The sequence below is a fragment of the Microbacterium sp. CJ77 genome (genome assembly GCF_002911615.1).
In the GTDB taxonomy this organism is placed as follows: domain Bacteria; phylum Actinomycetota; class Actinomycetes; order Actinomycetales; family Microbacteriaceae; genus Microbacterium.
Window position 1 is genome coordinate 194,576 of record NZ_PQBR01000023.1, and the last position, 13,090, is coordinate 207,665.

10 protein-coding genes are annotated in these 13,090 nt (G+C 68.7%); 5 read left to right on the forward strand and 5 right to left on the reverse strand.

What is annotated here, in order from left to right; all coding sequences use genetic code 11:
- Positions 1-76 precede the first annotated feature (76 nt).
- Both C2868_RS12800 and C2868_RS12805 read right to left on the reverse strand, forming a co-directional pair.
- Positions 77-1,624, reverse strand: a complete 1,548-nt coding sequence (locus C2868_RS12800) for an aldehyde dehydrogenase family protein (protein ID WP_103663521.1) — start codon at positions 1,622-1,624, stop codon at positions 77-79.
- A gap of 121 nt (positions 1,625-1,745) precedes the next feature.
- On the reverse strand, positions 1,746-3,086 hold the full coding sequence (locus C2868_RS12805; protein WP_103663522.1) for a GAF domain-containing protein: 1,341 nt from the start codon (positions 3,084-3,086) through the stop codon (positions 1,746-1,748).
- A gap of 140 nt (positions 3,087-3,226) precedes the next feature.
- On the opposite strand from C2868_RS12805, the gene C2868_RS12810 reads away from it, so the two are divergent.
- Positions 3,227-4,261 carry an NAD(P)-dependent alcohol dehydrogenase gene (locus C2868_RS12810; protein WP_100812537.1) on the forward strand — a complete coding sequence of 345 codons (1,035 nt, stop codon included), beginning with the start codon at positions 3,227-3,229 and terminating at the stop codon, positions 4,259-4,261.
- A gap of 86 nt (positions 4,262-4,347) precedes the next feature.
- Here C2868_RS12810 and C2868_RS12815 read toward each other — a convergent pair whose 3' ends face one another.
- The gene (locus C2868_RS12815) at positions 4,348-4,527 is read right to left on the reverse strand and encodes a helix-turn-helix domain-containing protein (RefSeq protein ID WP_308455397.1); all 180 of its coding nucleotides are present in this window, start codon (positions 4,525-4,527) and stop codon (positions 4,348-4,350) included.
- Between the two features lie 119 nt (positions 4,528-4,646).
- Here C2868_RS12815 and C2868_RS12820 point away from each other — a divergent pair, with 119 nt between their 5' ends.
- Positions 4,647-4,901, forward strand: a complete 255-nt coding sequence (locus C2868_RS12820; RefSeq protein ID WP_374935784.1) for a hypothetical protein — start codon at positions 4,647-4,649, stop codon at positions 4,899-4,901.
- A 21-nt stretch (positions 4,902-4,922) separates the two neighbouring features.
- Here C2868_RS12820 and C2868_RS12825 read toward each other — a convergent pair whose 3' ends face one another.
- On the reverse strand, positions 4,923-6,350 hold the full coding sequence (locus tag C2868_RS12825; protein ID WP_103663447.1) for a CCA tRNA nucleotidyltransferase: 1,428 nt from the start codon (positions 6,348-6,350) through the stop codon (positions 4,923-4,925).
- A 10-nt stretch (positions 6,351-6,360) separates the two neighbouring features.
- Positions 6,361-7,929 (reverse strand): methyltransferase, encoded by a 1,569-nt coding sequence (locus C2868_RS12830; protein WP_103663448.1) that lies wholly within the window; start codon positions 7,927-7,929, stop codon positions 6,361-6,363.
- A 144-nt stretch (positions 7,930-8,073) separates the two neighbouring features.
- Here C2868_RS12830 and C2868_RS12835 point away from each other — a divergent pair, with 144 nt between their 5' ends.
- From C2868_RS12835 to trxB, 3 genes are all read left to right on the forward strand, one after another.
- Positions 8,074-10,371: a DUF6049 family protein gene (locus C2868_RS12835; protein ID WP_103663449.1), complete on the forward strand. Its 2,298-nt coding sequence runs from the start codon at positions 8,074-8,076 to the stop codon at positions 10,369-10,371.
- A complete protein-coding gene (gene murJ / locus C2868_RS12840) occupies positions 10,364-11,959 on the forward strand; it encodes a murein biosynthesis integral membrane protein MurJ (RefSeq protein ID WP_100812543.1) in 1,596 nt (531 codons plus the stop codon). The genes C2868_RS12835 and murJ overlap by 8 nt, the downstream gene beginning before the upstream one ends.
- Before the next feature lie 117 nt (positions 11,960-12,076).
- On the forward strand, positions 12,077-13,072 hold the full coding sequence (gene trxB / locus C2868_RS12845) for a thioredoxin-disulfide reductase (RefSeq protein WP_103663450.1): 996 nt from the start codon (positions 12,077-12,079) through the stop codon (positions 13,070-13,072).
- The last annotated feature ends 18 nt before the right edge of the window (positions 13,073-13,090 follow it).

The following is a 13,090-nucleotide window of genomic DNA, read 5'->3' on the forward strand; positions in this document are numbered from 1 at the left end:
CGTTTCGTGTCCCACTTTCGCCCGGAATGGAGCGCCCATAGCGGGCGAAAGTGGGACACGGGATGCAGGAGGCGACTCAGAAGAAGCCCATCGGCCCCTCTGCGTACGACACCAGCAGGTTCTTCGTCTGCTGGTAGTGGTCGAGCATCTTCAGGTGGTTCTCGCGCCCGATACCGGACTGCTTGTACCCGCCGAACGCCGCGTGCGCGGGGTACTGGTGGTAGGTGTTGGTCCAGACGCGCCCGGCCTCGATCGCCCGCCCCGCGCGGTACGCGATGTCGCCCGAACGGCTCCACACACCGGCGCCGAGGCCGTAGAGGGTGTCGTTGGCGATGTCGATCGCCCCGTCGAAGTCGTCGAACGAGGTCACCGAGACGACCGGTCCGAAGATCTCCTCCTGGAAGATCCGCATGTCGTTCGTGCCCTCGAAAACGGTCGGCTGCACGTAGAAGCCGTCCGAGAGATCGCCGCCGAGATCCACGCGCTCGCCCCCGGTGAGCAGCTTCGCGCCACCGGCCTTGCCGATGTCGATGTAGCTGAGGATCTTCTCGAGCTGGTCATTGGATGCCTGGGCCCCGAGCATCGTCGCCGGATCCAGGGGGTTGCCCTGCACGATCTTGCCGACCCGGTCGAGTCCGTCGCCGAGGAACTCGTCGTAGATCGAACGCTGGATCAGCGCCCGCGAGGGGCAGGTGCAGACCTCGCCGCCGTTCAGGGCGAAGAACGTGAAGCCCTCGAGCGCCTTGTCGTAGTAGTCGTCCCGCGAGCGCGCGACGTCCTCGAAGAAGACGTTGGCGCTCTTGCCGCCGAGCTCGAGCGTCACGGGGATGAGGTTCTGCGAGGCGTACTGCATGATCAGGCGGCCGGTCGTGGTCTCGCCCGTGAAGGCGACCTTGCGGATGCGCTTGTGCTGCGCGAGCGGTGCGCCCGCCTCGATGCCGAACCCGTTGACGATGTTCACGACTCCGGCGGGCAGCAGATCGCCGATGATGTCGAACAGGAACATGATCGACGCCGGGGTCTGCTCGGCGGGCTTCAGGACGACGCAGTTGCCGGCCGCGAGCGCGGGGGCGAGCTTCCACGTCGCCATGAGGATCGGGAAGTTCCACGGGATGATCTGCCCGACCACACCGAGCGGCTCGTTGAAGTGGTAGGCGACGGTGTCTTCGTCCAGCTGGCTGAGCGAACCCTCCTGCGCACGCAACACCCCGGCGAAGTACCGGAAGTGATCGACGACCAACGGGATGTCTGCGGCCAGGGTCTCGCGGACGGGCTTGCCGTTGTCCCACGTCTCGGCCACGGCGATCATCTCGAGGTTCTGCTCGATGCGATCGGCGATCTTGTTCAGGATGTTGGCGCGCTCGGCCGGTGTCGTCTTCTTCCACGAGGCGAACGCCTTCCACGCGACATCCACGGCCCGATCGATGTCCTCGGCGGTGCCGCGGCCGACCTCGCAGAAGGGCTTGCCGTTGACCGGCGAGATGTTCTCGAAGTACTGGCCCTTCACCGGATCGACGAACTCGCCGCCGATGTAGTGCCCATATCTGTTGCGGTACTCGGCGAGCGCCCCGCGCTGGCCCGGGGCTGCGTAGACGCTCGAGACGCCCTCTTCGACGATGGTCATGTCTGTCTCCTTCGACGTGTCATGAGTGAGCGGCATGCGCTGCCGCGATCTGCGTCGACGGTAGGCCGCGCAACGTTGCATCGCGTTGCGCGGGCGCGGATGGCTCGACCCCGGGGGCCTGTCAGGCTTCGAGGCGCGCGATGCGCGCGACGAGACCCGCGCGCCGGGGGGAACGAGCCGGCAGCAGACTCAGGCACAGCCGCAGGACTTCGTCGTCTTCGGACGCCTCTTCGGTATCGGCATACGCCAGGAGGACGTCGACGGATGCCTCGGCGATGAGTGCCTCGCGAAGGGACTGGCGAACGCTGTCTCTGACCATCTCGACGCCGGGCGCGACCGAGTCCGGCAGCACCGCGCCCCGATAGGCCGCGAGCGCGACGCGGTGAGCGCCGCGGTCGAGAAGCGACAGCACGTGCTGGGCGTCCGTCTCGAGTTCCGGCCCGAGGCGATACGGGCGCGAGGCGGGAACGAGGTGCGGGGCGGTGCGCTCGAGCGCCTTCCGCAGGCGAACCATCTCGGGCCGGAGGGTCTCTGCCGAGGCACTCTCGCCGTAGACGAGCTCGGCGAGCCCGTCGGCCGACAGGCCCTGACGGTGGGTCGCGAGCATCAGGAGGATCTCGGCATGACGGGCGCTGAGCTCAGTCATCCGGTCCGAACCTTCGCCCGCGATCTCGAGGAGCGCCCGATCCCGTCCGAGCACGCGGAGCGTCGAGCGCACGACCTCGGGCCGCGGGGCACGGCGTCGCGGCCGCCGGGTTTCCGCAGCCGTCGGGGGGCCCGCCGCCCGCGCACGCAGCCGAGCGACGAGCAGCTCACCCTCGACCGCCCGGGCCGTCGCATCCACCAGAAGTTGTGCCTGCGGGGTGACGGCGCTCGACCCGCCCGTGACGTCGATGACGCCCAGGATGCGTCGGGTCTCGGGATCGTGCACGGGCGCAGCCGTGCAACTCCAGGGCTGGACCAGACGGTTGTAGTGCTCGGCGCCACGGATCTGCACCGATCGATCGAGGGCCAGGGCGGTCCCCGGGGCGGCGGTTCCGACCACGGATTCCGACCAGTTCGCGCCCGCGACGAATCCCATCTCGCCCGTCAGCGCGCGCACGTTTCGGTCACCCTCGACCCAGAGCAGGCGCCCGGCAGCATCGCCGACCGCGACCGCGACACCCGATTCGGCCGCGTCACCGGGCAGGAGCAGCGCTCGGATCATCTCGAGCACCTCCGCGAGCGGATGCGTGCGGCGATACTCCTCGAGTTCCGCGGGCGACAGCGCCACGGGCGGGAGCGCCTCGGCGCCGACGAGGCCCGCGAGCGATCGGCGCCAGGATTCACGCACGAGGGGACGCACGTCGAGCAGGCGCTGATCGCCGGAATTGCCGTGCACCAACTCGTCATGCGCGCGCTCGATCAGCAGGCGCGACGTCTCGGGCGAGACCTCGCGCCGCGACGACCACGGCGACGACATGCGGATCCCATCTGCGTTGACGGTCCGCACAGGCTATCGCGCGCATTTGTCACGGGCCAGGGGGCTGACGGGATGCACACCCGGAGGAGCAGACTGAGAAACGCAGAGAACTGAGAACACGCAGAGAATGGGAGTTGACCATGAAGGCAGTCCAGTACCGCGAGATCGGCAAAGGTCCCGAGGTCGTCGAGATCGATACACCGGAGCCCGGGCCCGGGCAGATCCGACTCAAGGTCACGGCAGCAGGGCTCTGCCACTCCGATTGGTTCCTGATGGACCTCCCGGCTGAGCAGTACATCTACGGCCTACCGCTGACTCTCGGACACGAGGGCGCGGGGACGGTCGACAAGCTGGGCGAAGGGGTCGAGGGCATCGAGCTCGGCGGTTCATACGCGATCTACGGTCCGTGGGGGTGCGGACAGTGCCACGCGTGCTCCCAGGGGCGGGAGAACTATTGCCCGAACGCCGCGGCCCAGGGCATTGCCCCTCCCGGCCTGGGCGCCCCCGGTGCGATGGCCGAGTACGTGATCGTCGACGACGCACGCCACCTGGTGCCGCTCGGCGATCTCGATCCGGTCGCGACCGTGTCCCTCACGGACGCCGGCCTGACGCCGTACCACGCGATCCGGTCAGCCGCAGCAAAGCTGTACCCCGGCGCGACCGCCGTCGTCATCGGCGCGGGCGGCCTCGGCCACGTCGCGATCCAGATCCTGCGGGCCGTCTCGTCGGCCACGGTGATCGTGGTGGATCTGAACGAGGACAAGCTCGCGCTCGCGCGCGAAGTGGGTGCCCACCACACCGTGATCTCGGGCCCTGACACGGTCGCCGAGATCAAGCGGCTGACGGGAGAGGCGGGCGCCGAGACCGTCTTCGACTTCGTCGGGGTGCAGCAGACGATCGACACCGCGCGCGCCGTGGTGGCGATGGATGGCTTCGTGCACATCGTCGGGATCGGTGGCGGCACGATGCAGACCGGGTTCTTCGCCACCCCGTTCGGTGCGGCGGTTCGTGCCCCGTACTGGGGATCGCGCAGTGAGCTGATCGAGGTACTCGATCTCGCCCGCGCGGGCGATGTCGAGGTGCACGTCGAGCGGTACGGCATCGACGACGCCGTCGAGGCGTACGCGAAACTGCACGCGGGAACCGTGCGGGGCCGAGCCGTCGTCGTGCCCTGAGCCCCGCCTTCCCTGAGCCGCAGCGCCGCTCCGCCCCCGCAGAAGTGGGGCGCGGAGCGGCGTCGGCATTCGAACGCGGAGGATGCCTAGGCGGTCGGCTGTTCCGTGAGGTTGCCCGATGCCCATCGACCGAGCTCGTCGAGAATCGGCAGCAGACGTTCGCCACTGTCGCTCAGCGCGTACGCAACCGCGGTCGGGGGACCGGGGGTGACGGTGCGCACAACGAGTCCGGCCTCGGCGAGTCCGGCCAGGCGGTCCGACAGCACGGCGTCGCTGATGCCCGGAACCCCAGCACTTCAAGACCTGGTTCGACCTTGCCTACACCGATCCGCGCATCGACCCGCAGGGCACCGCGCTCCGCGGCAAGCCCGCAACCCTCGTCACGGTGCTCGGTGGCAACTACGCCCCCGGAACGCCGAAGGAAGGGTGGGATCACTCGACCGCGTGGCTGCGTCGCGTTCTGGAGGATGTCTGGGGCCTCGACCTGCGGGTCGTGGAGCGTCCCTTCACGCTCGTCGGCGTGAACCCGGCCCTCGACGCGTTCGTCGATGTGGCCGCGGACCTGAAGCAGACGGCCGAGACGCACGCCGTCCGATCCGGTCGCGAGATCGCGGGACTCGCCGCCTCTGCCGCGAGCTGAATTCGGAACGGAAGGAAGTGCTCAGGCGCGCGCGGCCCACCAGGCACGCAGCCGCGCCTCGGCCTCGACCTCGCCGAGAACGCCCTCGTCCAGGCGTAGATCGAGCAGGAAGCGGTACGCCTCGCCCACCTCGCGTCCCGGGGGGATCCCCAGCACCTCCTGGATGCGGTTGCCGTCGAGCTCGGGTCGAATCGACTGCAACTCTTCCTCGGCCTCGAGCTCGGCGATCCGCCGCTCCAGATCGTCGTAGGCGGTCCGCAGCCGCGTCGCCTTGCGCTTGTTGCGTGTCGTGACATCGGCGCGGGTCAAGATGTGCAGACGTTCGAGCTGCTCACCGGCATCGCGCACATATCGACGCACGGCCGAGTCGGTCCACGTGCCCTCCGAGTAGCCGAAGAAGCGCAGATGCTGATCGACCAGGTGCGTGACGGCAGCGATCGTGTCCGAATCGAACCGCAGGGCCTGCAAGCGCTTGCGTGCCAGCCGAGCCCCGACCGCGTCGTGATGGTGGAACGTCACCCCACCGCCCGACTCGAGCTTGCGCGTCGCGGGCTTGCCGATATCGTGCAGCAGGGCCGCGAGGCGGAGCGGGACATCCGGATCCGCATCCGGGTGTCGCTCACCCTCGAGGTCGATCGCCTGCTTCAGCACGGTCAGCGAGTGCTCGTAGACATCCTTGTGGTGGTGGTGCTCGTCCACCTCGAGGCGGAGAGCCGGCAGCTCGGGAAGGAAAACGCCCGCGAGCCCCGTCTCGACGAGCAGACGGATGCCGCGTACAGGATGGTTCGTCTGAAGCAACCGTACGAGCTCACCCTGGATGCGCTCCGGGCTGACGATCGCCAGGCTGTCGCGCATCGCCGTGATCGCCTCGAGCGCGTCATCGGCGACGATGAACCCGAGCTGGGCCGCGAAACGGGCGGCACGAAGCATCCGGAGCGGGTCGTCGCCGAAGCTCACGGCCGGGGCTACGGGAGTGCGCAGGATCTGGCTGAGGAGGTCTTCGACGCCCGAGGTCGGGTCGACCAATTGGGGGCCGGGCACACGCAGCGCCATGGCGTTGACGGTGAAGTCGCGGCGCACGAGGTCGTCCTCGAGCCTGTCGCCGAACTCGACGACCGGCTTGCGGGTCTCGCCGTCGTACGCATCTGCACGATATGTGGTGATCTCGACCTGTTCCCCGCGGATGCGGGCACCGATCGTGCCGAACGCGCGTCCGATGTCCCACTGCGCCGTGCTGATCGGCTTGACGATGCGCAGGATGTCGTCGGGCCGTGCGTTGGTCGTGAAGTCGAGGTCGTGGGTGGGTCGGTCGAGAAGCGCGTCACGAACCGGCCCGCCCACGATCGCGAGCTCGAACCCCGCGCGCTCGAACGCACCGGACAACTCCGCCACGATGGGCGACGCGGCCAGACTCGCGAGTCGGCCGAGGCCCTCGGCCATACTCACCATGTCATCCAGCCTACCGACGCGTGTCCGACGGCGATGCGGGCGGCGGGCCCGGGCGATCGGTGAAGGTCAAGAACCCGTCTTCGAGCAGACCGCGAACACGGGGAAGGAGGTCGGCCCGCAGCAGTTCGGGATCGACCTCGAGCAGCTCCGCGATCGCGGCGATCAGGCGTCCCACGGGCAGGTCGCCATCGCTCGCACCGACCAGCGCGGCGAGGGCGGGGTCGACCGCGAGCGTGCGTCCGAAGCCCCCGCCCTGCCGCAGCTCGATGACACTCGGGTCTTCGGCACCGGGCAGGTAGTGGCGCGCCTCGGTGACATCACCGGCGGCAAGCAGAACCGCCGCGGCCAGCTCGTCATCGCTCAGTCGCGTCTGGCGGTCATGGGCGCGCAAGCTTTCGGCGAGATGCATGCCCAGAGCGGCATTCGCGCCGATGACGCCCTCGACACGTTCGAACCGCGACAGGCTGGGCCGACCATCCGACGCCCGACGCAGCAGGATGTAGCCGAATCCGACCTCGCGAACCTCCCGAGCCTCGAAGTCGTCCAGCCAGGCCGCGAGCATCGATCCGAAGGCGGCGGTGCCCGGCACGGTGCCGCCGTCGCGAATCCAGAGTTCGGCGTATGCGATCGGATCCATCCGGTCACGTTCGATCACCCACGCATCGAGGGGAACGGGTGATGCGGCCACCCAGTCGCGCACACGGTGCAGGCCATCGCGACCGTCGACATACTCCCAGTTACCCAGCAGCTGCGCGATTCCACCCGGCGTCAGGTGTGCCCCGACCGTGGTGACGATGTCGCGCACCAGCGCATCGCCCGTCAGGCCGCCATCGCGGTACTCGTATGCGGGAACGTCGGCGCCGCGCGGCGTGATCACGAACGGCGGATTCGAGACGACGCGGTCGAAGACCTCCTCACCGATCGGCTCGAACAGGCTTCCGCGGAGCGTCCGGATGCCGTCCACATCGTTGAGGAGGGCGTTCAACCGCGTGAACCGGAGAGCGGCCTCCGAGATGTCGGTCGCCGTCACCTCCGGGCTGTCTCGCCGGGCACGCAGTGATTGGATGCCGCAACCGGAACCCAGGTCGAGCACGCGCACGGCCGGCGTCGGAAGCTGCAAGCCTGCAAGGGTCAGCGAGGCCCCGCCGACGCCGAGGACGTGGTCTTCGGGAAGTGGTCCGCTGCGCACCGACTCGTCGATGTCGCTCGCGATCCACCACTCGCCCGCACCGTGTTCGTCGACGTATGCCTGCGGACGTATCAGGACGGACGGAATGACCGACCCGTCAGCAATTCGCACGAGGCCGAGCTTCTCGACGCCCGGCACCGTCGCCGTCCGGAGCGCCGTCTGCGCGTCGGACAGCGGCACGGGACTGCCCAGGAAGAAGAGTCGCGCCAACACGGCCACGTCGGACCGGGATCCCGCCACCTCACGGCGCGCGGGAAGCGCCATGCCGCGCCCGAGCGCCTCGTCGGCCGCGACACCCCAGAGCGCGCGCAATCGGGCACCCGTGTAGCCGGCGTCGGCCAGGTCCACCGCGAGGGCGCGCGCGAGCGCCGGATCAGGTTCGGGGATCATCCCTCCATTCAAGCGTGCCCGTCGGGGCGCCGCTCACCCGAACGTCGCTGAAGCCTGTCCCCGCGGCCTCTGCCCGCTCAACACCGTCGACCGGCGGCGGTGCGCCGGGAACGCAGAGGCGAGCGCCGTAGAATCGGGCGAAATGTGCGAACTCTCGCACTCAACGAAAAACCCGGACTCACCGTGACGCACCTCTTCTTCGGTTCCGGCGTGCGGCGCGGTCCGGCGCCGGAAGGGTCCGACGTGCAGCGCGACCCGATCTTCGCCGGCCCGCGAGACGTCGTCCGTCGCAGAGGTTTCGGGCGCCTGGTGCGCGTCGCCGCCCTTCTCGCCGTGACGACATCCTTCGTGCTCGCCGGGACCTCCGTCGCTGCCGCGTCGCCCAGTCCCTCACCGACTCCCGATACCGCCGAGCCGACACTGGTTCTTTCGCCACTCGCACACGGCGTCGTGCCCTTCGGTGCGGCACTGAGCTCGACGATCGAGGTGTCGAACCCCACCTCCGCCGACCTGAGCCCGGCCGCACTCACGCTGGAACTCAGTGACGCGCCTCTGGGCACCACCGCAGAGTTGGACGACTGGATCGACGACGGCCGACTCGGCCCCGAGGCATCCGTCGTCGATCGTCCGGCGGTCGGCACGATCGCGCCGGGCGACAGCGGGATCGTGGTCTCGACGGTCGCTGCCGAGGCGCTGGCGGGTCGCGCGCCCGGTGTGTATGCGCTCTCCGCCACGTACGGCGGAGACGTCGTTTCCCGGAGCGCCATCGTGCTCCAGAACGAGAGCCCCGCGGCGTCCTCGATCGGAGTCATCGTCGCGGTCACCGCGGGTCCGCGCGCGGCCGGGCTTCTCTCCGCCGACGAGTTGACCGCGCTCACGGGCCCCCAGGGACGCCTCACGGCTGTGCTTTCGGGCGTCTCCGGCACCTCGGCTGTTCTCGCGGTCGACCCCTCGGTGCTCGCGTCGATCCGCGTCCTCGGCGATTCGGCGCCCGCCAGTGCACTCGCCTGGCTCGACCGGCTCGCGGCGCTGCCGAACGAGCGCTTTGCTCTGCAATTCGGGGACGCGGATGTCTCGGTGCAGGCGGACGCGGGACTGACCACGCTGCTCGAGCCCACCAGCCTGGACTACGCGATGTCCGCGGACGACTTCACGGGCTCGGGCCCCGCGTCGACCCCGAATCCCGATCCGGCGCCAACCGGGAGCGGTGTGGATGACGACACCGCTGACGATGTCATCACTCTGCCGAGCCTGGATGAGCTTGTCTCCGTCCCCGGATCAGGGGCGGCGATCTTCTGGCCGGCTCAGGGCCGCGCCGACCAGAATGCGCTACGCGTGCTGACGCAGCAGCCCTCGCCGAGTGGCACCCCCGCGACGGTCCTGCTCAGCTCTGCCGAAGTCCGTCGATCCGAGGTGCGAGCGGCCGCAGCCACGGCTGACGGAATCCCGCTGCTCGTTTACGAAGCGGGATCGTCGAACGCGATGCGTGCGACTGCCGGCGCGCCGGCGGACGCCGCTCAGGCCTCATCCGCACGGATCTCCGCGCAGATCGCGCTCGAGGCGTCGAACTCGTCGGGCCCCCTCCTGATCACGACGGACCGGCTGCCCGAGGTCGGCGCCACCGCGCTGCGCGCCGCGATCGACACCGTCTTCGCCTATCCCGGCGTCGTCCCCGCAACTCTCAGCGCGCTCCTGGACGCCGAGCGGACCTCGGTCGAGAGCACCGCGCAACAGGACACGGAAGCCGCAACGCACCTGGACGCGCTTCTCGCGGGCGAGGCGAGCATCGCGAAGTTCTCGTCGATCATCGATGACCCGTCGCTCCTGACGGCCCCCGAGCGATCTTCGATCCTGCAGCTGATCGGCGCGGGGTGGCGTGACGATCCAGAGGCATGGGCGGCGGCTCTCACCGCACACGCGGATGTCACCACGAAGACGCTCACGTCCGTCGCGATACAGCAGCCCAGCACCGTGCAGCTCGTGAGCCCAGAAGCCGTTCTGCCCTTTTTCGTGCGCAACGACCTGCCGTTCCCCGTCAATGTCGTCCTCGTATCCACCCCCGACAACTTGCGCCTCGACGTCGAGCGCACCACGCCGGTACGGGCGGAGCCCGGCGTGAACACGCGAGTCGAAGTCGGGGTCCAAGCCCGCGTCGGCAGCGGCGAGGTGGGGATCGATCTACGCCTCCTCAGCCCCACCTTCGAGCAGGTCGGCCCCATCCAGCGGGCGGACGTCACCGTGCGCGCCGACTGGGAACGGATCGGAATCATCGGCCTCGGCGCGATCGTCGTGCTGCTCCTCGGTGCCGGCTTCGCTCGCACGGTGCTGCGTCGTCGTCGCGCTCGTGCGACTGACGCGACGAGCACCGAAGCGACGAACACCGACGATCCGGGAGCCGGCGAATCCAGCAACGATCCCACGCCGAAATCGCGCGATGAGTAGTCTCGGCCGCGCCAGCGCGATCCTCGGGGCAGGCACGCTCGTCTCACGCCTGACGGGCGTGGTCCGCTCCATGGTTCTCGTGATGGCGATCGGATCCGTGTTCAGCGGTGCCGCGGACGCTTTCACGACGGCGAACATGCTGCCGAACAATATCTACGCGATCGTCTCCACGGGAATCCTCACGGGTGTGATCGTGCCGCAGATCGTGCGCGCCGCGGCACACGCAGACGGTGGGGGAGCGTTCGTTTCCAAGCTCCTCACGCTCGGCACCATCGTGCTCATCGTCATCACAGGCCTGGCGACGCTCGCGGCGCCCTGGCTCGTCCAGTTGTTCGCACGCTATACCGGGGACCAGTACGCCCTCGCGGTCGCGTTCGCGTACTGGTGTCTGCCTCAGCTGTTCTTCTACGGTCTCTACGCGCTGGTGGGCGAGACTCTCAACGCTCGTCGCGTGTTCGGGCCCTACACGTGGGCGCCGATTCTCAACAATCTCGTCTCCATCGCGGGATTCATCGCGTTCATCGTTCTCTTCGGTGCGAACCGCACCGAGGTCGCGGACTGGACGCCCGACATGATCACCGTGCTCGCCGGCACGGCGACGGCGGGAATCGCCGCGCAGGCCGTCTTCCTGCTGTTCTTCTGGCGCCGATCCGGGCTGCACTTCCGGCCCGACTTCGCCTGGCGCGGGATGGGTCTGCGGCAAATGGGCAACCTTGCCTGGTGGACGCTGCTCATGGTGATCGTGGGCCAGATCGCTGGGCTGATTCAGGCGCAGATTGCCACGCTCGCGAGCACGGCGGGCGCATCGGTCGCGACGATGTCCTACGCGTGGTTCATCTTCATCCTCCCGTATTCGGTGATCGCGGTGTCGATCGGAACCCCCTACTTCACGCAGTTGAGCGAGCACGCTGCGGCCGGACGAGACGACGAGGTCCGCTCCGACCTCGGCACCAGCATCCGGACGATCAGCTTCTTCCTGGTGGGCGCCCTTGCTGCTGTGGTTGCCGCGGCGATTCCGGTCTCACGGATCTTCAGTAACAGCCCAACGGATGCGGCAGCGACCGCGCTCGTGTTGGGCGCTTACCTGATCGGGCTCGTCCCGCTGTCGATCCTGTACGTCATCCAACGCACGTTCTATGCCTACGGGGACACGTTCCGGCCGTTCCTGTTCACGCTCGTGCAGGCGGCTCTCGTGATCGTGACGGCGGTCATCGCGGGCGCCATCCTTCCCCTGGAATATCTCGCGGCCGGTATCGCCCTGGGTCAGTCGCTCGCCGGCATCATCCAGCTCACGATCGCGATCGTGCTGCTGCGCGGGCGACTCGGGCGACTCGACCTTCGAGCGCCCGCGCGGGCGCTCGGGCGATTCTTCCTCGCCGGCGTGCCAGCGGGTTGCCTCGGCTGGGGCCTCTTCCTCCTCCTCGGAGGCCTCGATGGTTGGACGACCTCGTCCATGCTGCTCGGTGTCGCGGGGGGTGCGCTCATCGGAAGCGTGACGCTCGCGGTCTATATCGGGATCCTGGCAGCGATGCGCGCGCCCGAGCTCGCGGCGGTCGCGCCGCTCATCCGCCGTCTGCGTCGGCGCTGACGTCTCGCCCCGCGCAGGCCCCACCCGGTGTTCCAGCACGTGGAATTCACCGGGCCGTGGAATGCTGCCGGACTACCATGGGTTGAAGCCCAGAGACAAGCAAAAGGGAGAAACACAGTGCGTCACGTGATCATCATCGGATCGGGTCCTGCGGGCTTCACCGCGGCTACCTACGCGGCACGTGCGAACCTCTCACCCCTCGTCGTGGCGAGTTCGGTCGAGGTCGGCGGAGAGCTGATGAATACGACCGAGGTCGAGAACTTCCCGGGCTTCCCCGAGGCGATCCAGGGCCCCGAGCTCATGGCCAAGATGCAGGAGCAGGCCGAGAAGTTCGGCGCCGAGATCCTGTACGACGATGTCATCGAGCTCTCGGTGGACGGACCCGTCAAGCGCGTGAAGCTCGGCAGCGGTGCCGAACACGAAGCGGCAGCCATCATCTACGCCACGGGTTCGGCCTATCGCAAGCTCGGTCTTCCGGGCGAGGAGCGCCTCTCGGGCCACGGCGTCTCGTGGTGCGCCACGTGTGACGGCTTCTTCTTCCGCGACCGCACGATCGCCGTGGTCGGAGGCGGCGACTCGGCTATGGAAGAGGCGACGTTCCTCACGCGCTTCGCCTCGAAGGTGTACATCATCCACCGCAAGGACACCCTGCGGGCGTCGAAGATCATGCAGGAGCGCGCTTTCGCGAACCCCAAGATCGAGTTCATCTGGAACGCCGAGGTCGCGGACATCCTCGGAGACGAGGCCGTTTCCGGCGTCGTCCTGCGCGACACCACGGATGGAACGACCCGCGAGCTCGCACTCGAGGGCCTTTTCGTCGCGATCGGCAACGACCCGCGCACGCATCTCGTTCACGACAAGCTCGAGCTGACCCCCGAGGGAACGATCTGGGTGGACGGCCGCTCGTCGCGGACGTCGGTTCCCGGTGTTTTCGCCGCGGGCGACGTCATCGATCCGACGTACCGTCAGGCCGCGACCGCCGCGGGATCGGGCACGGTCGCCGCGCTCGACGCCGAACACTACCTCGCGGCCCTCGATGACGCGGGAGAACCGGAGGCTGATGTCGCCCAGATCGACGGGCTGCCCGAGGCCGACCCCGTCAGCGTGGCCTGACACCCATCCAGGAACATT

Bases quoted from the DNA above. Each gene is read 5' to 3' on its own strand.
- C2868_RS12825 (WP_103663447.1), bottom strand. From the start codon at position 6,350: ATGGTGAGTATGGCCGAGGGCCTCGGCCGACTCGCGAGTCTGGCCGCG.
- C2868_RS12830 (WP_103663448.1), bottom strand. From the start codon at position 7,929: ATGATCCCCGAACCTGATCCGGCGCTCGCGCGCGCCCTCGCGGTGGAC.
- murJ (WP_100812543.1), top strand. From the start codon at position 10,364: ATGAGTAGTCTCGGCCGCGCCAGCGCGATCCTCGGGGCAGGCACGCTC.
- C2868_RS12800 (WP_103663521.1), bottom strand. From the start codon at position 1,624: ATGACCATCGTCGAAGAGGGCGTCTCGAGCGTCTACGCAGCCCCGGGC.
- C2868_RS12810 (WP_100812537.1), top strand. From the start codon at position 3,227: ATGAAGGCAGTCCAGTACCGCGAGATCGGCAAAGGTCCCGAGGTCGTC.
- C2868_RS12805 (WP_103663522.1), bottom strand. From the start codon at position 3,086: ATGTCGTCGCCGTGGTCGTCGCGGCGCGAGGTCTCGCCCGAGACGTCG.